The sequence below is a fragment of the Streptomyces cirratus genome (genome assembly GCF_014650775.1).
Taxonomy (GTDB): Bacteria; Actinomycetota; Actinomycetes; order Streptomycetales; family Streptomycetaceae; genus Streptomyces; species Streptomyces cirratus.
Window position 1 is genome coordinate 1 of sequence record NZ_BMVP01000005.1, and the last position, 23272, is coordinate 23272.

Annotated in this window: 13 protein-coding genes; all 13 read left to right on the forward strand. The window is 74.8% G+C overall.

The genetic code is table 11. The features are described 5' to 3' along the window. Positions 1 to 602: phosphopantetheine-binding protein (locus tag IE207_RS15305; RefSeq protein ID WP_190184756.1), on the forward strand; the 602-nt coding region annotated here is incomplete at its 5' end. Next, positions 599 to 1387, forward strand: coding sequence for a thioesterase II family protein (locus IE207_RS15310; RefSeq protein ID WP_190184757.1), 789 nt, complete (start codon positions 599 to 601; stop codon positions 1385 to 1387). The genes IE207_RS15305 and IE207_RS15310, both read left to right, overlap by 4 nt. 98 nt (positions 1388 to 1485) lie before the next feature. Next, entirely contained in the window at positions 1486 to 2526 is a 1041-nt protein-coding gene (locus IE207_RS15315) for a TauD/TfdA family dioxygenase (protein WP_190184758.1), read from the forward strand. A 5-nt stretch (positions 2527 to 2531) separates the two neighbouring features. Beyond that, the gene (locus IE207_RS15320) at positions 2532 to 4364 is read left to right on the forward strand and encodes a non-ribosomal peptide synthetase (RefSeq protein WP_190184759.1); all 1833 of its coding nucleotides are present in this window, start codon (positions 2532 to 2534) and stop codon (positions 4362 to 4364) included. A 10-nt stretch (positions 4365 to 4374) separates the two neighbouring features. Further along, positions 4375 to 9579 carry a condensation domain-containing protein gene (locus IE207_RS15325; protein WP_381353839.1) on the forward strand — a complete coding sequence of 1735 codons (5205 nt, stop codon included), beginning with the start codon at positions 4375 to 4377 and terminating at the stop codon, positions 9577 to 9579. 313 nt (positions 9580 to 9892) lie between these two features. Continuing rightward, complete coding sequence (locus tag IE207_RS15330) at positions 9893 to 16942, forward strand: non-ribosomal peptide synthetase (protein WP_190184761.1); 7050 nt, start codon at positions 9893 to 9895, stop codon at positions 16940 to 16942. After that, a complete protein-coding gene (locus IE207_RS15335) occupies positions 16939 to 17145 on the forward strand; it encodes an MbtH family protein (RefSeq protein WP_190184762.1) in 207 nt (68 codons plus the stop codon). The genes IE207_RS15330 and IE207_RS15335 overlap by 4 nt, the downstream gene beginning before the upstream one ends. A 145-nt stretch (positions 17146 to 17290) precedes the next feature. After that, entirely contained in the window at positions 17291 to 17890 is a 600-nt protein-coding gene (locus tag IE207_RS33975; protein WP_190184763.1) for a cobalamin B12-binding domain-containing protein, read from the forward strand. Next, positions 17887 to 19197 (forward strand): methylaspartate mutase, encoded by a 1311-nt coding sequence (locus IE207_RS15345; RefSeq protein ID WP_190184764.1) that lies wholly within the window; start codon positions 17887 to 17889, stop codon positions 19195 to 19197. Before IE207_RS33975 ends, IE207_RS15345 begins: the two co-directional genes overlap by 4 nt. A 68-nt stretch (positions 19198 to 19265) precedes the next feature. Then, positions 19266 to 20249: an asparagine synthetase A gene (locus tag IE207_RS15350; RefSeq protein ID WP_190184765.1), complete on the forward strand. Its 984-nt coding sequence runs from the start codon at positions 19266 to 19268 to the stop codon at positions 20247 to 20249. Next, complete coding sequence (locus IE207_RS15355) at positions 20246 to 21637, forward strand: glutamate synthase-related protein (RefSeq protein ID WP_190184766.1); 1392 nt, start codon at positions 20246 to 20248, stop codon at positions 21635 to 21637. Before IE207_RS15350 ends, IE207_RS15355 begins: the two co-directional genes overlap by 4 nt. Positions 21638 to 21726: 89 nt before the next feature. Then, positions 21727 to 21936: a hypothetical protein gene (locus tag IE207_RS15360; protein ID WP_190184767.1), complete on the forward strand. Its 210-nt coding sequence runs from the start codon at positions 21727 to 21729 to the stop codon at positions 21934 to 21936. 73 nt (positions 21937 to 22009) lie between these two features. Next, positions 22010 to 23272, forward strand: a complete 1263-nt coding sequence (locus IE207_RS15365; RefSeq protein WP_190184768.1) for an MFS transporter — start codon at positions 22010 to 22012, stop codon at positions 23270 to 23272.

The following is a 23272-nucleotide window of genomic DNA, read 5'->3' on the forward strand; positions in this document are numbered from 1 at the left end:
TCGAACCCACCGAAATCGAAACCGTCCTCACCACCCACCCCCACATCACCCAAGCCACCCTGTCGACCCACCTCGACCACCACAACACCCCGCAGCTCAGCGCGTACGTGGTCGCCACGGACCCCGAGCTGGGCCCGCAGGACGTGCGGCTGTGGCTGCGCACCCTGCTGCCCGACCACATGGTCCCGGCCTTCGTCGTCCTGCTCGACCGGCTGCCGCTGACCCCCAACGGAAAGATAGACAAGCGTGCCCTCCCCGCCCCGCAGGCGGTGTTGAAGGCCGGCGGCCGCACCCCGCGCACCCCGCTGGAGCAGCAGGTGCACGCGTACTTCACGGACGTGCTGAACACCTCGGCCCCGCTCTCGATCGACGACGGCTTCTTCGACCACGGCGGCCACTCGCTCCTCGCCGCCCGCCTCACCAACCGCATCTCCACCACCCTCGGCGTCACCCTCACCCTCCGCGACGTCTTCCAGCACCCCACCCCCGCCACCCTCGCCCAGCGCATCGAGACCTTGCGGCAGTCGGCGCCCCAGGCGCCCGCGCGGGCCAGGCCGGCGCTGCGCCGCCGCACCCCCGAGCAGGAACGGAGTTCTTCATGAGCCACGACCAGTACGACGCCACCCCCGCACCCGACGACGTGGTCTGGGACCTGCCGGGTGAGGGCCCCCAGCGCACCTCGCTGCTCGTCCTGCCGCACGCGGGCGGCAACGCCCACGCCTACGCCGAATGGCGCGCGTACCTCCCGGCGGACGTACGGCTGCTCATCGGCCAGTACCCGGGCCGCGGCGCCCGCTTCGCCGAGGACCTGCCGCGTGACGTCACCGACCTGGCCGGCCCCGTCGTGGCCGCCCTGCCCGCCGGGGCCACCGACGACCTGGTGGTCCTGGGGCACAGCATGGGCTCGCTGGTGGCGTTCGAGGTCGTACGGGCCCTCCAGGCGTCCGGCCGCACCCCCCGGGCTCTCGTCGCCTCGGCCTGCCGGGCCCCGTACCTGGCCAACCCGTGCGCCGTGTACCCGGAGCGGCTGGACGACGACGAGCTGGTCGCCGCCATCAAGGAGCGCGGCGGCACCGACGACGGCATCCTCGACGAGCCGGAGCTGCGCGAGATCATCCTGCCCTCCATCCGCGCGGACTTCGCCATCGACGACGTCTACCGCTGCGAGGAGTCGGCGGCACGGGTGGACTGCCCCGTGACGGTGATCGGCGGGGACGCCGACCCGGTCGCGCCGGCCGCCTCGCTGGGCCGCTGGGCGCAGATCACCGACCACGCGTTCGCCTCGTACGTCCTGCCCGGCGGGCACTTCTACTTCCAGCAGCAGCTGCCGGAGTTCTTCGCCGTACTGGCCCAGGTGGTCGGCGCGCCCGCCACCGCCGCCGTCTGAGCCGCTCGTCCGGGCCGCTTGGCCGAGCCGCTCGTCCGGGCCGCTCGTCCGGGCCGCTCGCCACTTTCCCGACTCCGCACCGTCCTAAGGAGCTTCCCATGACCGCTTTCGCTGACGCACCCGCCACGACCGGCATCGACCCGGTCCGCGAGCCCGGCAAGCCCGTCGTCGTCCACACCCCGGCCGGCGCCGACCTCGCGTCGGCCGTGGACTGGCTCACCTCCCACCGTGCCGCGATCCAGGCCGAGTTGCGCCGCAGTGGCGCCGTGCTCCTGCGGGGGCTGCCGGTCGATGACGCCGCTTCCTTCGCCGCGGCCCGCGACGCCCTGATCGAGCGGCGCGCCGGCTACAAGGAGAAGGCCACCCCGCGGACCGACTTCGGCGAGGGCGTGTTCTCCTCCACCGACCTGCCGGCCGTGCAGCCGATCCGGCTCCACAACGAGAACAGCTACACCCTCGACTTCCCGGGCGTGCTCCTCTTCGGCTGCGTGATCGCCCCCGAGGAGGGTGGCGCGACCACCGTCGGCGACATGCGCGAGGCCTTGCGCCTGCTGCCGACGGAGCTGGTGGAACGCTTCGCGCGGGCCGGCTGGCTGCTCGTGCGCAACTACTCGGAGCTGGCCGGGCTGCCCTGGTACAAGACCTTCGCGACGCAGGACAAGGCCGTCGCCGAGGCGTACTGCGAGGAGAACACGGTCGGCTACGAGTGGGTGGACGAGGACGACTCGATGATCACCCGGCAGCGCCGCTCCGCGATCGTCACGCACCCGGTGACGGGCGAGAAGACCTGGTTCAACCACTTCGCCTTCTGGAACAGCCGCACCCTGGACCCGGACGTCCGCGAGGTGCTCGTGGAGACGTACGGGGAGGACGGCCTGCCGTTCAACACCTACCTGGGTGACGGCTCCCGGCTGACCGACGCCGAGGTCGACGCGATCAACGCCGTCTACGACCGGGTGACCGTACGGGAGACCTGGCAGCAGGGTGACCTGATGCTGGTGGACAACATCCTGTGCGCGCACGGCCGCGAGGCGTACAAGGGCGACCGGAAGATCCTCGTCGCCATGGGCGAGCCGGTCGCGCTCGCCGACTGCTCCCCCGAGACCCAGCCGTCCACCACCGTCTTCGCCGGGGAGTGACCACCATGACCGCCGTACTTCCCGAGCGTTCCCGTACCCACGAGGGCCCTGACGCCCCCGCCGATCTGCTGGCCCGGCTCGCGCTGGCCCCCGCCGCGCGCCCCGCCGTGGTGGCCGGGGACCGTGAACTGACCTTCGCCGCACTGCGCGCGGAGGCCATGCGCATCGCCGGGCGGCTCGCCGCCCGCGGTATCGGGCCGGAGAGCGTGGTCGCGCTGTGCCTGCCCCGTGGTGCCTCGCTGGTGGCCGCCCTGATCGGCACCCTGACCGCGGGGGCGGCCTACCTGCCCGTCGACCCGAAGCTGCCGGCCGAACGGCGCCGCTACCTGGTGGAGGACTCGGGCGCCGACCTGGTGGTCGTGGCCGATGCGGCGGCCCAGTCGCCGGCGCCCGGCGTGGCGGCCGTGACGGTGGCCGAACTGACCGCGCCGGAGGGGGCGGAGGCGGCCTTCGCCCCCGTGCCCGTGACCGGTGACACCCTGGCGTACGTCATCTACACCTCCGGCTCCACGGGCCGGCCCAAGGGCGTCGAGATCGGCCGGGCGGCCGCCTCCGCGCTGCTGGCCGAGCTGGAGGGCGCGGGCATCGCCGCCACCGAGGGCGGCCGGGTCGGCTGGAACGCCTCGCCGTCCTTCGACGCTTCCGTGCAGCAGTGGGTCCGGGTGTGCCGGGGTGACACCCTGGTGATGATCGACGACGAGACCCGCGCGGACCCGGCGCTGCTGGCCGCGCTGATCGACGAGCAGGCGCTGACCGATCTGGACATCACGCCCTCCCACGCCGACCCGCTGCTGGACCTGCTCACCGCCGACGGCGGTCCGCGCCCGCTGACGCTGCTGGTCGGCGGTGAGGCGATCAGCCCCGCGCTGTGGCGGCGTCTCGGCGAGCGCGGGGCGCAGGGGGTGCTGCGTACGGTCAACCTGTACGGGCCCACCGAGTGCACCGTCGACTCCACCGCGGGCTGGGTGGACCCGGCCGACGCGCCGCACATCGGGAGCGTGCTGCCGGGCCTGCGGATGCGGGTGCTGGACGAAAAGCTCGGCCCGGTGGCGGAAGGTGAGAGCGGCGAGCTGTACCTGGCGGGCCCGCGCGTGGGCCGCGGTTACCGGCGCCGTCCGGGGCTCACGGCGGAGCGGTTCGTGGCGGACTCCGGGGAGGCGGCCGCGTACGGCGGCCGGATGTACCGTACGGGTGACCTCGTGCGGCTTCTGCCGGGCGGCCGGCTGGCCTATCTGGGCCGGGCCGACGGGCAGGTCAAGCTCCGCGGCCACCGGATCGAACTCCCCGAGATCGAAGCGGCGTTGACCGCGATGCCGGAGATAGCCGAAGCGGCCGTCGTGCTGCGGGACGACGTCCACGGAGCGCCCGGTCTGGTCGCCTACCACCGCGGTTCCGTCAGCGGGTCCGAGCTGCGCTCCCGGCTGACCGCCGCGCTTCCGGCCTACATGGTCCCGGCGGCCTTCGTCGCCCTGGGCCGCTTCCCCACCACGACCAACGGCAAGCTGGACCGGGCCGCGCTGCCCGCCCCTGCCGCGACCGCTGCGGACCGGACCGCCCCGACGGCCGCCGAGGGGATGACGCGTTCGCAGGAGCTGATCGCCGGGGTGTGGGCGAGCGTCCTGGGCGCCTCGCGCATCGGAGCGGACGACAACTTCTTCAAGCTGGGCGGCCATTCGCTGCTCGCGATCAAGCTGGTGTCGCGGGTCCGCGCCGAACTGCGGGTGGCGCTCCCGGTGAAGGCCGTGTACGCCAACCCCCGGCTGCGGGACCTCGCCGCACACATCGACACCCTCGTGGAGGCGACCGCAGCGGCGGCCGCCGAGCGCCAGGACGGATGAGGACATGACCGTGATCCCGTTGTCGTTCGCCCAGCGGCGGCTGTGGTTCCTGGGCCGGCTGCACGGCCCGTCCGCCGCCTACAACGCCCCCGTCGTCCTGCGCCTCGACGCGGAACCCGACGTCGAAGCCCTCGGTGCGGCCCTCGCCGACGTGGTGGAGCGGCACGAGGTGCTGCGCACCGTCCTGCCCGCCGGCGCGGACGCGGAGCCCTGTCAGCGGGTGCTGGACGCGGCCGCCGTGCCGGGGCTCGCGGCGGTACGGTGCGCGACGGCCGAACGGGACACGGCCGTGGCCGCGTTCGTCCGCGAGACGATCGACATCAGCGCCGAACCGCCGGTGCGGGCACGGCTGTTCACCTCCGGGGACGGGAGCCCGGTCCTGGCGCTGCTGATCCACCACGTGGCCACCGACGGGCTGTCCGTACGGCCGCTGCTGCGTGACCTGGCACGGGCGTACGAGGCCCGGCTCGCCGGGCGGCCGCCGGGCTGGGAGCCGCTGCCCGTGCAGTACACGGACTACAGCCTCTGGCAGCACGAACTGCTCGGGGACCCCGCCGACCCGGACAGCCTGGCCCGGGAGCAGTTGGACCACTGGCGGGCCGCCCTCGACGGCGCTCCGGCCGTGATCGACCTGCCCGCCGACCGGCCACGGCCCGCCGAGCCTTCGGGCCGGGGAGCCCTGGTGGGCGGCCGCCTCGACGCGGCGGCGCACGGCGGCCTGCTCGCCCTGGCGCGCGGGCGGCGGGCGAGCCTGACCATGGTGGCCCGGGCGGCGCTGGCGGCCGCGCTGTCCGCCTGCGGGGCGGGCCAGGACGTGGTGATCGGCGCGCCCGTGGCGGGGCGCCCGGACGAGGACCTGTACGAGCTGGTCGGCTTCTTCGTCAACTCCCTCGCGCTGCGCACCGACCTGTCGGGCGATCCGACCGTCGGGGAGCTGGTGGGGCGCGTCCGGGACGCGGACCTGGCGGCGTTCGAGCACCAGGAGCTGCCCTTCGACCTGCTGGTGGAGCACCTGGCTCCCGAACGGGCCCTGGGGCACCACCCGTTCTTCCAGGTGATGCTCACCGTCGAGGCGGGCGGCGAGACATCCGGTGAGGTGGCGCTCGGCGGCGGTGTCGGCTCCCGGCTCACTGATGTCGGCCTGGACTCCGCGAAGTTCGACCTGACCTGGTACTGCGCCGAGCGGTATACGGCGGACGGGCGCCCGGACGGTGTCGACGTCTCGCTCCAGTACGCCTGCGACCTCTTCGACGAGGCCACGGCACGGCTGCTGCTGGAGACGTACCTGAGGGCCCTGGAGGCCTTCGCCGCCGACCCGCTGCGGCACCTGGGCGGGGCGGCCCTGCTGGGGGCCGAGGAGTCGGCGGCCCTGACCGGGCGGCCCGCGCGGACGGCCGCCGTCTCCCGCCCGGAGAGCGGCCCTGCGGCGCCGGCGCGGCGGGACGTGCTGTCCCCCCGGGAGGAGATCCTGTGCGGGCTGTTCGCGGAGGTACTGGGCCGGGAGGGGCTGGCCGCCGACGCCAACTTCTTCCGCAACGGCGGGCATTCGCTGCTCGCGGGCAAACTGGTCAACCGGATCCGCGGCGCGCTCGGCCTGGAGCTCGGTATCCGTGACCTGTTCCTCGCCCCCACCCCGTCCGCTCTGCACCGGCGCCTGGCCGAGCGGGGCGCGGTGGCGGCGGCCCGGCCCGCACTGGCCGCCGTCGCGCACCGGCCGGAGCGGATCCCGCTGTCCGCCGCGCAGCGCGCACTGTGGCTGGTCGGCCGGATCGAGGGCCCCGCGGCCACGTACAACGCCCCGCTGGTGCTGCGCCTGAACGGCGTGCCCGGGCGGGAGGCCCTCGGCGCCGCGCTGGGCGACGTCGTGGAGCGGCACGAGGTGCTGCGCACCGTGTACGGGGCCGAGGGCGGTCAGCCGTACCAGCGGGTCCTGGACGCCCCGGCGGGGCTGCTGGAGAGCGTCGATTGCACCCCGGGCGACCTGGAGGAGCGGGTGGCCCGCTTCGGCCGGGAAACCCTCGACCTGGCGGGGCCGCCACCGCTGCGGGCGCGGCTCTTCCTTCCGGGCGACGGCACCAGCGTGCTGGTCCTGCTCGTCCACCACATCGCCGTCGACGGCTGGTCTCTGGCCCCGCTGCTGCGGGATCTGGGCGAGGCCTACGAGGCCCGGTGCGCGGGCCGGTCACCCGGGTGGCGCCCGCTGCCGGTGCAGTACGCCGACTACGCGCTCTGGCAGGCGGACCTGCTGGCCGATCCGGCCGCCCTGCTGGACCACTGGAAGACGGCCCTGGACGGGATGCCCGCCCGCACCCGGCTGCCCGCCGACCGGCCGCGGCCCGCCGAACCCTCGGGACGGGGCGCCACGCTGACGGCCCGGCTCGACGCGCAGGCGCACCGCGGGCTGGCGGCACTGGCCCGCACCCGGCGGGCGAGCCTGTTCATGGTGGCCCGTTCCGCGCTGGCGGCGGCCCTGTCCGCCGCCGGCGCCGGCCCGGACCTGGCGATCGGCACACCTGTGGCCGGCCGCCCCGACCAGGGCCTGCACGAGCTGGTCGGTTGCTTCGTCAACTCCCTCGTCCTGCGGACCGATCTGTCCGGTGACCCGGCGGTCGGTGAACTGGTCGAGCGGGTCCGGGACGCGGACCTCGCGGCCTTCGACCACCAGGACCTGCCGTTCGGCATGCTGGTGGAGCACCTGTCCGAGGAAGGCGGCCGCACCCTGGGCGAGCACCCCTTCTTCCAGGTGATGCTGACGGTGCAGGAGGCGGCGGACGACGCGGTGCGGCTCGGCGCGCTCACCGGGAGGGCCACGAGCACCGACCTCGGCGCCGCGAAGTTCGACCTCTCCTTCCACTGCGCGGAGCGCCGGTCGGCGGACGGCGGGCCGGACGGGCTCGACGTGTACGTCCAGTACGCGCAGGACCTGTTCGACGAAGCCACCGCGCGGCTGCTGCTGGAGGTGTACGTGCGGGCGCTCGGCGCGTTCGCCGCCTCCGCGGACGCCCGGCTGGGCGAGCTGGAGCTGCTCACGGAGCCGGAGCGGCAGGGGATCGCCGAGCGCCGGGCCCGGCTCGCGGCCGCCGCGGCCGCGGCGCCCGCACCGGCTCCCGGGGCGGGGGGACCCTCGCCGCGCGAGGAGATCCTGTGCGGCCTCTTCGCGGAGGTGCTCGGCCGGGACCGGTTCGGCCCGGCGGAGAACTTCTTCAAGGCCGGCGGGCACTCCCTGCTCGCCAGCAAGCTCGTGAACCGCATCAGGTCCGTACTGGGCGTCGAGGCGGGGATCCGGGACCTGTTCCTGGCCCCGGCTCCGGCCGCCCTGCACCGCCGGCTCGGCTCCGCGTCGGGGACCTCGCGTCCCGCGCCCGCGCCGGTACCCGAGGAGCGGCGGCCCGAGCGGATCCCGCTCTCGTACGCGCAGCGCCGGCTGTGGTTCACGGACCAGCTGGAGGGCCCCTCCCCCACCTACAACATCGCGCTGGTCCGGCGGCTGGAGCGGCCGCTCGACCCGGCGGCGCTTGCCGGGGCGCTGGCCGACGTGGCCGCCCGGCACGAGGTACTGCGCACGGTGTACGGGGCCGAGGGCGGGGAGCCGTACCAGACGGCATTGGAGGGCGCCCGGCCCCAGTTGGAGCTGGCCCGGCCCGCGGACGTGTCGGCGGCGGTGGACGAGGCGGCCGGGTACGTCTTCGACCTGACCCGCGAACTGCCCTTCCGTGCCTGGCTCTTCCTCCCCGAGGGGGACGGCCGGCAGACGCTGGTCCTGCTGCTGCACCACATCGCGGCGGACGGCTGGTCGACGGGGCCGCTGCTCGCGGACCTGGCGGCGGCCTACGAGGCCCGCCTCGCCGGGTGCGCGCCCCGCTGGGAGCCGCTGCCGGTGCAGTACGCCGACTACGCGCTGTGGCAGCGGGAGCTGCCCACGGAGGGCGAGTTCGGCCACTGGGAGCGGGCGTTGGCCGGACTGCCGCCGCTGATCGACCTGCCGACGGAGCGGGAGCGGCCGGCCGAGCCCTCGGGCCGGGGCGCGGTCACCGGTTTCGCGGTGACCCCGGACACGCACCGGCGACTGGCCCGGGTGGCGCACGCGCACGGAGCCACCCTGTTCATGGTGGTGCAGGCCGCGCTCACCGCCGCGCTGACCCGGCTCGGCGCGGGTACCGACCTCGCGGTGGGAACGGCGGTCGCGGGCCGGTCCGACGAGGTGCTGTCGGGGCTGGTCGGCTTCTTCGTGAACACGTTGGTGCTGCGCACCGACACCTCAGGGGACCCGGACTTCGGTGAGCTGCTGCGCCGGGTGCGGGACGCGGACCTGGCCGCGTACGAGCACCAGGACCTGCCCTTCGACCGGCTGGTGGAGCACCTCAACCCGCACCGGTCGGCCGCCCACGAGGCGCTGGTGCAGGTCATGCTCCAGGTGAGCCCGGTGGGTGCGGCCCCGCACGCCGGAGGCGGCCCGCTGGCGGGCGAGGAACTCAACCACCGGACCGGATCGGCCAAGTCCGACCTCACCTTCGCCCTGACGGAGAACGCGGACGGCGGGATGTCCGGGGTCCTGGAATACGCGACCGACCTGTACGGCCCCTCGGGTGCCCGGCGCCTGGCCGACCTGCTGGTGACGGCGCTGGACCTGTTCGCAGCGGACCCCTCGCTGCGGATCGGGGACCTTCCCGCGCCGGCCGGCCGGCGTCCCGCCGAGCGGCCCCTGGTCGGGGGCTACCGCATCGACCCGGGGCACGTCGCGGCGGTGCTCGCGGAGCACCCGGCGGTGACCCGGGCGCGGGCCGAGGTGGTGGACGGCCGGCTGGTCGCGCACGCCGAGGGGGCCGTCGCGGAGGCGGAACTCCAGGCCTGGGCGGCGGAGCGGTTGCCGGAGTACGCGGTGCCGTCGGCGGTCCACCTCCCCTCGGCCGCGCCACGGCCGCAGACCCAGGCGGACGAGGGCCTCACGACGGCCCTGCTGCGGCTGTTCGCGGAGGTTCTGGAGAACGGCCGGGTCACCCCGGACGCCAACTTCTTCAAGTCGGGCGGGCATTCACTGCTCGCGGTCCGGCTGGTCAACCGGGTGCGGGCGGAGCTGGGCCGGGAGCTCACCATCCGGGAGGTCTTCCGCCACCCGACCCCGGCGAAACTGGCGGCCCTGCTGGCGGCAGCCTCTCCGGCCGCCGCCGCCCCGGCCCTGCGCCGCCGCACCCACTCGGGAGCGCGGGTGCGCTGAGGCGCCCCCGCGGGGCCGGCCGGCGTGCCGCGCGTACCCGCCACCGGACGGCGAGCTGCGCGGGGGACCCCGGTCGACGGACCGCAGGCGGGCACGACGGCAGCGGGTCCGGGCGGCCCCGTACCCGCTGCCGGTCCGGCACCGTCGCGGCCCGCGGGGCATCGGAACCGCGCGGCGCAGCGGCGGCAGTTGCGGGCGGCAGGAGCAGGGTCGGGAGCTGCCGCGGGGACTGCCCGCCGGGGGCCCGCGGGGTGCCTAGCGTGGAGGCCACGGAGTCCTCTCCGCACCCTTCCCCTCGCCTGGAGGCCCCGCGATGCCCTCGACCGCCCCCACCGCCTCCGCCGTCCTGGACGGCGGACCGGCGATCACCCCCGCACCCGGTGTCCTCGACCGGATCGCCGCCCAGGACGCCGAGCACGTCGCGCTGGTGCACGGCGAGCGCCGGCTGACCTACGGACAGCTCGCCCTCGCGGTGGCCTTCCGCGCCGACGAGCTGGCGGCTGCGGGCGCCGGCCCGGGGCGGCTGGTGGCCGTGCACCGGCCCCGGGGCGTCGACGCCGTGGTGGGTCTGCTGGCGGCCCTGCGGACCGGAGCCGCGTACCTGCCCCTGGACCCGGGTGCGCCGGCCGCCCGCAACGCCTCGATCCTGGCCGACTGCACCGGAGCGGAAGTGCGGCTGACCGACGGCGAGTCGGTGCTGCCCGGGCCGGGAGTCACCGAGGACGCCGCGTACGTGATCTACACCTCGGGCTCCACCGGCACGCCCAACGGCGTCGTCGTCGGCCGCGAGGCCCTGGCCCACTTCGTCGCCGGGGCCACCGTCCGGTACGGCATCACCGCCGAGGACCGGGTCCTGCAGTTCGCGCCGCTGCACTTCGACGCGAGCGTCGAGGAGGTATTCCTCACCCTCGGCGCCGGCGGCACGCTCGTCCTGCGCGACGAGGACATGCTCGACGTCCCCGGGCTGCTGGCCGGATGCGTCGCGCACGCGATCACGGTCCTGGACCTGCCCACCGCCTACTGGCACGAGCTGGCCCACGCCCTCGCCACCGGAGTCGCCGAACTCCCGCCGACGCTGCGGACCGTGGTCATCGGCGGGGAGGCGGCGCTGCCCGAACGGGTCGCGCAGTGGTGCCGGGCCGTGGACCCGGAGCGGGTGCGGCTGCTGAACACCTACGGCCCCACCGAGGCGACGGTGGTGGCGACCGTGGCCGACCTGTCCCGTCACCCGGGCGGCCCGGTCCCGATCGGCCTGCCCCTGCCCGGGGTCCGGGCGGCCGTGGTCGACGGCGAACTGTGGCTGCTGGGCGGCGGGCTGGCGCACGGCTACCTGGGCCGGCCCGAGCTGACCGCTGCCCGCTTCGCCGCCCTGGAGGGGCGGACGGCCTACCGGACCGGTGACCTGGTCCACGTACGCGGGGAGGACGGTCAGCTCGGCTTCCAGGGCCGCGCCGACGACGAGGTGAAGATCAACGGGCACCGGGTGGACCCGGCGTCCGTGGAGTCGGTCCTCACCGGCCACCCGGGCGTGCGCGAGGCCGCCGTCGTCCCGCAGGAGACGTCCGACGGCGTCAAGCGGCTCGTGGCGTACGTGGTCGCCGACGCCGGGGTGAGCGCCACCGCGCTGCGCTCCCGCGTACGGGCCGAGCTGCCGGCGGCGGCCGTGCCGAGCGCCGTGAACCTGGTCGACGCCCTGCCCCGGACCTCCTCGGGGAAGATCGATCGCAAGGTGCTCAAAGCGCCGGAGGGCGACGGCGGCGCCGACCGCGTCTTCGACGGCGTCGTACTGCCCGCCGGGGACCGGGTGCCGCTCTCCTTCGCCCAGCGTCGCCTGTGGTTCCTGGCCGGTCTGGAGGGGCCGTCGGCCACTTACAACCTACCGCTCGTCCTGCGGCTGGACACCGTCCCCGACCGGCAGGCGCTGGCGGCGGCCCTCGCCGATGTCGTGGAGCGGCACGAGGTGCTGCGCACCGTGTACCCGGCCGTGGACTCCGAGCCCTACCAGCACGTCCTGGCGGCGCCCCGGGTGCCGCTGACCGTACGGGAGTGCACGCCGCAGCAACTGCCCTTGCTGGTCTCCCGCTTCACCGCCGGCACCTTCGACCTGAGCGCCCATCTACCCTTGCGCGCCCGGCTGTTCCTGCCCGGGGACGGCTCCGCCACCCTCGCGCTGCTGACCCACCACATCGCCACCGACGGATGGTCGGTCCCGCCGCTGCTGCGCGACCTCCGACAGGCCTACGAGGCCCGGCTGGGCGCAGGCGCGCCGCAGTGGGAGCCGCTGCCGGTGCAGTACGCCGACTACACCCTGTGGCAGCAGGAACTCCTGGCCGATCCGTCCCCGTTGCTGGCCCACTGGCGGGACGCCCTCGACGGGATGCCGACCGTCCTGGACCTGCCCGCCGACCGGCCCCGGCCGGCCGAGCCGACCGGCGCCGGCGCCACCCTGGTCGCCCGGCTGGACGCGGACGCGCACCGGCGGCTGTCGAAGCTCGCCGAGGAGCGCGGCGCCAGCATGCTGATGGCCCTCCAGCCGGCCCTCGCCCTGGCCCTGGCCGCCGCCGGGGCCGGTACGGACATCGCGATCGGTACCCCGGTGGCCGGGCGGGGCGACGAGGCCCTCTCCGATCTGGTCGGCTTCTTCGTCAACACCCTCGTCCTGCGCACCGACGTCTCCGGCGGCGCCTCCTACGCGGAGCTCGTGGACCGGGCTCGCGACGCCGATCTCGCGGCCTACGCCCACCAGGAACTCCCCTTCGACCTGCTGGTGGAGCACCTCAACCCGGAACGCGGCCTGGCCGTGAACCCGTTCTTCCAGGTGATGCTGACCGTGCAGGAGGAGGACGGCACGGACCTGGCCCCCGGCGGCGGCCTGACGGGACGCTTCGTCGAACCGGGACTGGAGGCGGCCAAGTTCGACCTCAGCGCCTCCTGCGTGGAGCTCGCCGACGGCGGCCTGGAGGTGTGGTGGCAGTACGCGGCGGACCTCTTCGACGCCCCGACGGCACAGCTGCTGCTGGACGCGTTCCTGCGGGCCCTGTCCCGGGCGGCGCAAGACCCCCACGGCCCGACCGGCGACGCCGCGCCCGCGCTGCTCACCGAGGAGGAGGCCTCGGGCCTGGCGGAGCGCCGGGAAGGGCTCGCCCGGGCCCGCGCCCTGGAGCCGGCGCCTGCGGCCGCGGCCGGGGACCCCGCCGTCACGGAGGTCCTGTGCACGCTCTTCGCGGAGGTGATCGGCCTCGGCCGGGTGGCCCCCGACGAGAACTTCTTCTCGGTGGGCGGACATTCGATGATGGGTGTGCGCCTGGTCAACCGGATCCGGGCCACGCTCGGCGTCGAGGCCCGGATCCGCGACCTGTTCCTCGCCCCGACCCCCGCGGAGCTGGCCGTGCGCCTGCTGCGGGAGACGGCGCCCGCCGGGCGGCCCGCACTGGTTCCCGTACCGCTCCAGGAGCGGCCCGAGTCGCTCCCGCTGTCGTACGCGCAGCGCCGGCTGTGGTTCGTGGACCAGCTGGAGGGCCCGAGCGGCTCCTACACCATCCCGTTCGCGCTGCGGCTGGAGCGGCCGCTTGATCCGGCGGTGCTGGCCGAGGCCCTCGCCGATGTCGCCGGGCGGCACGAGGTGCTGCGCACCGTGTACCCGGCCGTGGACGGTCAGCCGTACCAGCGGGTGGTGGAAGCGGCCCGGCCCGTGCTGGACCTGGTGACCGCCGGGCCGGGCGGGCTCGACGCCGCGGTGGACGAGGCCGCCGGACACGTCTTCGACCTCGCCGCCGAACTCCCCTTCCGCGCTTCGCTGATCAGCACGGATGACGCGCAGGCGCTGGTACTGCTCGTCCACCACATCGCGGCCGACGGCTGGTCCACCGGTCCCCTGCTGGCCGACCTGGCCGCCGCCTACGAGGCCCGGCTGGCCGGCGCGGCCCCCGCCTGGCTGCCGCTGCCGGTGCAGTACGCGGACTACACGCTGTGGGAGCGGGCCGCGCTCGACGGGGAGGCCTCCGCCGCACACCTCGCGTACTGGCAGCAGACCCTGGGCGACGCGCCGCCGGTGCTGGAGCTGACCTCCTCGCGCACCCGGCCGGCCGACGCCTCGCACCGCGGCGCGGCGACCCCCGTCGACCTGGACGCCGCGACGCACGCCCGGCTGGAGGAACTCGCCCTGGAGCACGGGACCACGCTGTTCACGGTGGTCCAGGCGGCCTTCGCGGCCCTGCTGACCCGGCACGGCGCGGGCACCGACCTGCCGCTGGGCACGGTGACCGCCGGCCGGGACGACGAGGCGCTCAGCGATCTGGTCGGCTTCTTCGTCAACACCCTCGTCCTGCGCTGCGACACCTCCGGCGACCCGCGCTTCTCGGAGCTGCTGCGCCGGGTCAAGGAGACCGACCTCGCGGCCTACGCCCACCAGGACGTGCCCTTCGACCTGGTGGTGGAGCGGCTGAACCCGGTGCGCTCCACCGCCCACCACCCGCTGGTGCAGGCGATCGTCCAGGTCCATCCGGCCGAACCGGAGACGCCGCCCGGGGCCGCGCTGGCCGGGACCCCGCTGGGCACCACCTCGGGGTTCACCAAGTTCGACCTCACGGTGTCCCTGCGGGAGGTGCGGGACGCCGACGGGGCGCCCGGCGGGCTTGCCGGCGTACTGGAGTACGCGACGGACCTCTACGACGCGGACACCGCGGCCCTGCTGGCGACGCATCTGGCCCGCGTCCTGCGGGCGGTGGCCGAGGATCCCGGGCAGCGGATCGGTGACGTACGGCTCATGAGCGCCGAGGAGGAGTTCCGGCTGGTCACCGAGTACAACGACACGGCGACCCCGCAGGCGCCGTGCGGGCTGGTGCACGAGCGGTTCGCGGCGCAGGCCCGGCGGACCCCCGACCGCATCGCGCTCTCGTACGGGGAGGAGACCCTCACCTTCGCCGAGCTGGACCGCCGCGCGAACGCGCTGGCCCACCGGCTGATCGGGGCGGGGGTGGCACGGGACGGGGCGGTCGCGGTCCTGATGGACCGCACGCCGCACCTGCTGGTTGCGGCGCTGGCGGTGCTCAAGTGCGGCGCCGCGTACGTACCGCTGGATCCGCGGCTGCCCGACCCCCGCGTCCGCATGATCACCGAGGACGTGGCGGCGACGGTCCTGCTGACGCAGGAGGCGCACCTGGGCCGGACGGCGGTGGAGCAGGAACGCGCCGCCGGTGTGCGGGTCCTGGCCGTGGACACCCTCGGCTTGGAGGGGGACGCCACCGACCCGGGGATCTCGGTCGGCGAGGACGCCCTGATGTACGTGATGTTCACCTCCGGCTCCACCGGCCGGCCCAAGGGCGTCGGCGTGACCCACCGCAACGTGGTCGAGCTCGTCACCGACCGGTGCTGGAACCTCGCCAACCACCGGCGGATGCTGGTCCATTCGGCGATCGGGTTCGACGCCTCCACCTACGAGCTGTGGGTGCCGCTGCTGGGCGGCGGACAGCTCGTCATCGCCCCGGGCGACGGCACAGACGTCGCCGAACTCGACCACACCATCCGCACCTACGACGTCACCGCCGCCTACTTCACGATGGGCCTGTTCCACGTCATGGCCGACGAGGGACTGGACACCCTCAAGCTCCTGCGCGAGGTCTGGACGGGCGGCGACGTGGCCTCGCCCAGCGCCCTCCAGCGGGTCCTGACCCACTGCCCCGAGACCGTGCTCGTCCACTCGTACGGTCCGACGGAGACGACCTTCGCCTCCCACCAGCAGCGGTTCCCGCTCGCGGAGCGCACCCTGGAAGGGGTGTACCTCGGATCGGCGCTCGACAACACCCGGGTCCACGTCCTGGACGAGCGGCTGCGGCCCGTCCCGCCCGGGGTCGCCGGCGAGATGTACATCGCTGGGACCCAGGTGGCCCGGGGCTACATCGGCCGGCCCGGGCTGACGGCGGAGCGGTTCGTCGCCGACCCCTTCGGCGGCGACGGCGGGCGGATGTACCGCACTGGAGACCTGGTGCACTGGACCGCGGACGGGCAACTGCGGTTCATCGGGCGGGCCGACGGCCAGATCAAGCTGCGCGGCTTCCGGATCGAACCCGGCGAGATCGAGGAGACCCTGGCCCGGCACCCCGGGGTCGGGCAGGTCGCCGTGGTCGTCTTCGAGGACGGTCCCGGCGGCAAGCGGCTCGTCGCGTACGCGGTCCCGCGCGCCGGTCACACCCTCACCGAGGCCGGGCTGCTGCGCTGGGCGGCCGGTGAACTCCCCGAGCACATGGTGCCGTCGGCGGCCGTCCTGCTCGACGCCATCCCGCTGACCGTCAACGGCAAACCCGACCGCGGGGCCCTGCCCGCACCCGCCCCTGCCGCACGGCCCTCCGGGCGGCCCCCGCGCACCCCGCGCGAGGAGATCCTGTGCGGACTGTTCGCCGAGGTGCTGGGCGTCGAAGGCGTCGGCATCGACGACAGCTTCTTCGGCTTGGGCGGGCATTCGCTGCTCGGGGTGCGCCTGGTCAGCCGGATGCGGACGGTTCTCGGCCTGGAGCGCGGGGTCCGTGACCTGTTCCGGACCCCGACCGTGGCCGGGCTGCTGGGTGACGAACCCACGGGCTTCGACCCGATGGGTGTGCTGCTGCCCCTCAACGCCCGTGGCGCGCGAGCCCCGTTGTTCTGCGTCCACCCCGGTACGGGGGTGGGCTGGCCCTACGCCGGCCTCACCCAGCACCTGGGGCCCGACCAGCCGTTGTACGCGATCCAGGCGCGGGCGCTGAGCGAACTGGGCCACTCCCCGGAGTCGGTGGAGGAGATGGTCGAGGACTACCTGCCGCTGATCCGGGAGGTCCAGCCGCACGGCCCCTACCGCTTCCTCGGCTGGTCCTTCGGCGGGACGGTCGCACACGCGCTCGCCGTGCGGCTGGCGGAGCTGGGCGAACGCACCGACCTGCTGGCCATGATGGACGTCCATCTGCTGCCCACCGAACCGGTGCGGCGCCGGATGACGCCCGCGCAGAAGCGGGACATGCTCGTCGGGGACGCCTCGGACGAGCCGGCGGACGCGCCGTTCGACGTCGACGCTTTGATCGGCCTGGTCCGGTTGAAGGACCCGGTGCTCGGGGCGTTCTCCGACGCGGAGATCCGCTCGGTGATCGGTGCCTCCATCAACCACGCCGAAATCATGAACCTGTACGCCCCGCGCCCGGTCGCCACGGACCTGATCTTCCTGGCGGCCATCGAGGACGGGGAAACGGAAAACACCCTCGCGCAGCACTGGATTCCCTATGTCGAGGGCCGCGTGGAAAATCACGTCATCGGGGTTCCGCACACCAGAATGGGTGAACCGGAACCGCTCGCTTTGATCGGCCGTATCCTTTCCGAGAAATTGAGGAGTCTGTCATGACCAATCCGTTCGACGACAACGAGGGCACCTTCCACGTCGTGGTGAACGCCGAGGGCCAGCACGCCCTGTGGCCGGTCTTCGCCGACGTTCCCGCAGGCTGGGACGTGGTGTGGGGAGAGGGGACGAGGGCGGACGCGCTCGCGTACGTGGAGCAGAACTGGACTGACATCCGCCCGAAGAGCCTGCTCGCGCAGTACGCCTAGACAATATCCGGTAATCGAGGAGCCGTGTCCCGCATCGCGGGGCGCGGCTTCTCGCGTGCCCGGGTTCAGCAGGTCTTCCGGAATTCCTCCATACTGCCGCAGGAACTTCCCCTCGACCGGTCCGGCGCTTTCTATATTTCTCGGTATGCGACGACGGAATTTGAACATCCTGCTGACCGGTACGGCGTCCGATTCCCACACCTGGAATCTCGTCTACCTCCAGCTCTTCCTGGAGGAGCTGGGGCACCGGGTCCACAACCTGGGGCCCTGCGTACCGGAAGACCTGCTGGCCTGTGTCTGCGCCGACCGCGGCCCGGACCTCGTCGTGGTCAGCAGCGTCAACGGCCACGGCTACCGGGACGGGCTCGGCGCCGTGCGGGCCCTGCGGGGCTCCGGGTCGACGGTGCCGGTCGTCATCGGCGGAAAGCTCGGCGTGGCGGGCGAGGCCGACCCGCGGCAGCGGGCCCGGCTCCTCGACGCGGGCGCCGACGCCGTATTCGACGACGGCGACGCCGGGCGGCTGCGCGCCTATCTCGGCTCCGTGGCGGCACCTCCCGCCCGGGCCGGCTCCATGGCCGGCGACGCCAGGGCCGGGGCCGGTGTCATGGCCGGGGCCGGCGCCAGGGCCGGTGCCGGGGCCGGGGTGGGCGCCGGGGCCGGGGTGGGCGCCAGGGCCGGTGCCGGGGCCGGGGTGGGCGCCGGGGCCGGGGTGGGCGCGGGTGTCGGTGGGCGGGCCGTCGCATGACCGCCGCCACGCTCGCCGCACCGAACGTGGCCGCCCCCTCACCCGCCACCCCCGCAGGCTTCGGCGCCTTCGTCGGCGCCTGCGCCGCCGCCGGGCAGCTCGTCGTCCAGCCCCGGATGGGTTTCAGCGATCCGCGCCGGATGCGGGAGGGGCTGGAGCGGACCAAGTCCGCGGTCGCCACAACCGTCGGCACCCTCACCATCGACAGCTACACCCGGGTCGGCGCCCACGCAGCCGCACGCGCCGCCCTGGCCGAAGGCACACCGCTCAACGGCTACCCGATCGCCACCCACCCCACGGAGCGCACCCGGTCCCTCCTCGACGGGGTCCTGGACGCCGGGTTCCCCGTCCAGGTCCGGCACGGCTCCTCCCGCCCCGAAGCCATCGTCCGCGCGCTCGCCGCCGCCGGACTGGACGCCACCGAGGGCGGCCCGGTCTCCTACTGCCTGCCCTACGGCCGCACCCCGCTCGCCGAGTCCGTGGACAACTGGGCCCGCTGCTGCGAACTGCTCGCGGCACTGGCGCCGGCCCCGCGAACGCCGCACCTGGAGAGTTTCGGCGGCTGCATGCTCGGGCAACTGTGCCCGCCCGGGCTGCTGGTGGCGCTGAGCCTGCTGGAGGGGATGTTCTTCGCGCAGCACGGCATCCGGTCCGTCTCCCTCAGCTACGCGCAGCAGACCGACCCCGCCCAGGACACCGAGGCGGTACGCGCCCTGGGCCGGCTGGCCGAGGAGTTCCTGCCGCCCTCGGTGGACCGGCACGTGGTCCTCTACACGTACATGGGGGTGTTCCCGTACACCGCCAGGGGAGCCGCCCGGCTGCTGGAAGCCTCCGCGCGGCTGGCCGTGCGCGCGGGAGCGCAGCGCCTGATCGTGAAGACCGCCGCGGAGGCGCACCGGATCCCGACCGTGCAGGAGAACGTACGGGCGCTGGAGACGGCGGCGGCGACCGCCGCGCTGACCGAGCGGCCGTCCCGGACCGGGGACCCGGCGGACAGCGAGGTCTACCGCGAGGCGCGAGCCTTCGTGGAGGCCGTGCTGGAGTTCGGCGAGGACCTCGGGCGCTCGCTGCGGACCGCCTTCGCGCGCGGCGTGCTGGACGTCCCGTACTGCCTGCACCCGGACAACGCGGGCCGTTCGCGCAGCTTCGTCGGCCCGGACGGGCGGCTTCGGTGGTCCGAGGCCGGTGCGATGCCGGTCGCACCGTACGCCGGGGCCGGCGGGCGCACACCGATGACCTCGGACGGGCTGCTCAGGGCCCTCCACGGGCTGGCCCGGCGCCACGACGAGGACGGGGCCGCCGCGTGAGCCGGCCCGTGCACGGCCCCTTCCCACCCTTCGACACCCCAACGCACCCGATTTCGACAGGAGTCGACATGGAGATCCAGACCCCTCCCCCGCTCGGTGAGCACCTGCGCTCGCCACAGCTGCGCTCCGCGATGCTGGTGCAGCAGGAAGCCCTGTACGCGGCGCGGGAGTTCCTGCGCGGCGAGGGCTTCGTGGAACTGCTGCCGCCGCTGGTCGGCCCGGTCACGGACCCGGGCGGGCGCGGCGCCAAGGCCCTGGACGTCGACTACTACGGCGAGCCGTACAAACTGATGACCAGCGCGATCCTCTACAAGCAGGCATCGCTGAGGGGGTTCCCGCGGCTGTTCTACATCGCGCCGAACGTCCGCGTGGAGCCGCCGGAGACGGCTTCCACCGGGCGTCACCTGGTGGAGTTCCACCAGATCGACGTGGAGGTGGCCGGGGCCACGCGCCACCAGGTCCAGGAGATCGCGGCGCGGCTGCTGACCCGCGTGGTGGACCACGTGTGGACGGCGGTACCGGACGTACTGCGCGGACTGGGCCGCGACGAGCTGGACTTCGCCGAACTGCGGCAGGGCAAGTTCGACTCCTGCACCCACGAGGAGGCCGTGGCCCGGCTGCTCGGCCGGGGCCACCCGCAGAACCCCGACGCCGAGATCGACTGGGCGGGCGAGAAGGTGCTCTCGCTGGAGGCCGACCGTCCGTTCTTCATCGACGACTACCCGAAGGGTTCGCGCGGCTTCTACGACCGCGAGGACCCCGAACGCCCGGGCGTGCTGCGCAACTTCGACCTGATCGCCCACGGCGGCTACGGGGAGCTGGTCAGCGGCAGCGAGCGCGAATCCGACTACGCGGCGATCGTCACGCGGATGCGGGAGAGCGGGGAGAACCCGGCGAAGTACGCCTGGTACCTGGAGCTCGCCCGCGAGGGCATCGAGGCCAGCGCCGGCTTCGGCATGGGCCTCCAGCGCCTGGTCCGGTTCCTGACCGGGCTGGACGCCCTGTGGCAGGTCAGCGCGTACCCGAAGCTGCCGGGGGTGATCGCGCCGTGAGCGGGGCGTTGGGAGCGACGGGCTTCCCCGAGCAGGCGGTACGGGCCCGGGCCAGGGCGGGAACGGCCGAGGTGTTCCCGCCCGCGGACTCCTACGGCAGTCGGCTGTACGGGGCCACGGCGCGGGAACCGGAGGACGCGCTGGACGAACTGCGGCTCGTACCGCCGGTGTTCATGCCGCGGCGGCTGGAGAAACTCATAGAACTGGGCCGCGAGCCCTCCTACGAGGACGTGGACCTGCACACGACCGTCGGCGGCTTCGCGGCCGAACTTCCGCTCTACCTCTCGGCGTTCGGATCCACCCGCGCGGGCAGCGGAGACCTCGGGGTGGCGGCGGGCAGGCAGGCGGCGCGGCTCGGCATCCCGATGGTGATCGGCGAGAACATGGTGCCGGTGCACGGGTACTCCCGCGGCGGCGACGGCATGCGGTCTGCGCTGCTGGAGCGGATCGCGGCGTACACGGAGAGCGTCGCGGACGGCGTCGGCGGGGTGGTGGTGCAGCAGTCCACCGAGGACGCCGACTCGGAGGTGTGGAACCTCCTCTACAGCGACCCGGGCACGCGGGCGCTGCGGGACTCCGGCCGGCTGGGCTTCGAGCTGAAGGTGGGCCAGGGGGCGAAGCCGGGGCTAGGCGGGATGACGGTGGTCGGCGCCGACGAAGGCGAGCGGCTGGCCGGGCAGTTCACGGTAAGGGACCTGCTGGGCGAGCGCGGGCGGCTGCTGCGGTGCGCGACCCCGGGCACCTTCACCGAGGAGATCGTCCGCCAGCAGTTGCGGTTCATGCGGAACAACTTTCCGCTGGCCCGCACCTGGGTGAAGTTCCATCCCGGCCGGGACATCGCGCGGGCCGCGGCCACCGCGTGGGCGGCGGGCGCCGACGCGGTGACGGTGGACGGCGCCGAGGGCGGCACCGGCTGGGCGCCCCGGGTCTTCCTCGACCAGGTCGGCCTGCCGCTCGGGGAATGCCTGCGCCGGATCGGCCCCCCGGCCGGGGACCTGCTCGCCACGGGCCGGATCTGGGAAGGGGGCCGGGCGGTGCGGGCGCTGGCGCTCGGGGCGACGGCCGTGGGCCTGGGACGGGCGGCGCTGCTCGCGGTCGACGAGGACCCGCGCGAGGGCCTGGTCCGGCTGGCGCGGGCGCTGGCGCTGGAAACCCGGCTGCTGGTGAGCGCGGTCGGCAAGTACCGGGTCGCGGACCTGGACCCGGAGGACCTGTGGTCGCCGAACGCCCCGGCCCCGGCGCCCCCGCCCCTCGAAGCCCCCGCCCCCGCAACCCCACCGGCCGGATCCCGGACCGCCGGGACCCCGGCCGCGGGAACCACGCCGCTCCGCCCCCCGCCAGTCAGGCCGGCAGCCGCCGGGGCCACGTCGGTCAGGGGGCGGGCGTGACGGGGCGGGGCGGGGGTCGGTCCTGCGGGCGGCGGCCCCGCGGCCGTGGGGCGGGCGGGAACCGGCCTCGCGGGTGCCGGCCGTGCCCGGTGCGGGCGCGGTTCCGGCTCTCCGACCTCCCCGGGGTCACGGCCGCCTCGGCCACCGGCGCCGCCGCCGCTTCCCGGGCCCTGGCCCGGGCCGGGCTCGGCCACCTCGGCGGCCACCTCGCCCTGCGCGGCCGCGCCGGGGCCCGCCCGGCCGATCTGGCCCGGGCGGCGGAACGCGCCGTCGCCGCCGCCCTGCGCCGCGCCCGCTGACCCGGGCCACGGCCACAGCCCGCGCACGTGGTCCCGTACCGCTCACCCACCCCACACCGAGAACAGGTGCACCATGGAAACCCCCGTACAGACACCCACCGCGGCCCCCACGGTCCAGTGGGGCCGCGTGAGCTCCCTGGTCGGTGGCCAGGCCGCCGTCCAGCTCGGCAGCTTCGCCCTGCTCATCGCCATGAACTGGACCGCCGTCCAGCTCGGCGGCACCGGCGCGGTCACCCTGCTGACCCTGGCCGCCACCGTCCCCCGGGCCCTGATGCTGATCTTCGGCGGGGCGGTCGCCGACACCCTCGGCCCGCGCTTCGTCCTGCTGCGGACCACCTCCGCCCGCGTCGCGGTCCTCGGCGCCGGGGCAGTGGTCACCGCGACGACCCACCAGCTGTGGCCGCTCGTGGTGATCGCCCTCGTCGAGGGGATCCTCCTCGGCCTCGCCGGTCCGGCCTCCGGGGTGCTGCTGCCGATGTTCGCCCGCGGCGACCAGCTCGCCCGGGCCAACTCCCTCTACTCCATGGTGCTGCGGGTCGCGCCGATCCTCGGGGCGCCGGCCGGCGCGTTCCTGATCACCGTCGGGGAGCTGTGGCTGGCGATGCTCGTCGGAGCCGTCACCGGCGCGATCTGGCTCGGCTGCCTGCTGCACGTCACGCACGGCTTCGTCCGGCCCGCGCCCGAGCCCGGCGTCTCCCTGGTCAAGCGCTCCGGAGACGGTTTCCGGCTGCTGGCCCGCCACCCCCGTCTGCGCTGGATGTTCGTGGCCGCCCTGTGCCTGGACATGGCGTTCAGCTGGCCGGCCGAGGTCGCCCTGCCGCTGCTGGTCTCCGAGCGCGGCTGGGGGGTCGGCGCGGTGGGTGTGGTCCTGGCCGCGTTCAGCGTGGGCGCCCTCGGCTCCAGCGCGGTGGGCGCGGCCATGGCGCACCGGATCCCGATGTTCGTACGGCTCGTCCTGACCGGTGCCGGCCTGGCCGCCGGGATCCTGGTGATGGCCCTGATGCCGTCCGTGGCCTCCCTCACCGCGGTCGCCGCAGGGGTAGGCCTGCTGTCCGGCCTGAACGGCCCGGCCATCGTCACGCTGTACCAGCAGTCGGCCCCCGAGGAACGGATGGGCGCCGCGATGTCGACGCTCTCCCTCGCCGGGATCGGCACCGCCCCGATCTCCATCGCCGTGTTCAGCTCGTTGTCCCTGGCCCTCGGTGTCCAGACCACCTGGCTGCTGTGCGGGGCCATCGCGTTCGTCTCGCCGCTCGCGGCCGTCCTGGCGCTGCGGCACCCCGCCGAGGAGGAGGAGCCCGCCCCGGTGGAGCTCCCCGTCCCCGCGGCCGCCTGA

Bases quoted from the DNA above. Each gene is read 5' to 3' on its own strand.
- IE207_RS15310 (WP_190184757.1), top strand. From the start codon at position 599: ATGAGCCACGACCAGTACGACGCCACCCCCGCACCCGACGACGTGGTC.
- IE207_RS15315 (WP_190184758.1), top strand. From the start codon at position 1,486: ATGACCGCTTTCGCTGACGCACCCGCCACGACCGGCATCGACCCGGTC.
- IE207_RS15320 (WP_190184759.1), top strand. From the start codon at position 2,532: ATGACCGCCGTACTTCCCGAGCGTTCCCGTACCCACGAGGGCCCTGAC.
- IE207_RS15330 (WP_190184761.1), top strand. From the start codon at position 9,893: ATGCCCTCGACCGCCCCCACCGCCTCCGCCGTCCTGGACGGCGGACCG.
- IE207_RS15335 (WP_190184762.1), top strand. From the start codon at position 16,939: ATGACCAATCCGTTCGACGACAACGAGGGCACCTTCCACGTCGTGGTG.
- IE207_RS33975 (WP_190184763.1), top strand. From the start codon at position 17,291: ATGCGACGACGGAATTTGAACATCCTGCTGACCGGTACGGCGTCCGAT.
- IE207_RS15345 (WP_190184764.1), top strand. From the start codon at position 17,887: ATGACCGCCGCCACGCTCGCCGCACCGAACGTGGCCGCCCCCTCACCC.
- IE207_RS15350 (WP_190184765.1), top strand. From the start codon at position 19,266: ATGGAGATCCAGACCCCTCCCCCGCTCGGTGAGCACCTGCGCTCGCCA.
- IE207_RS15365 (WP_190184768.1), top strand. From the start codon at position 22,010: ATGGAAACCCCCGTACAGACACCCACCGCGGCCCCCACGGTCCAGTGG.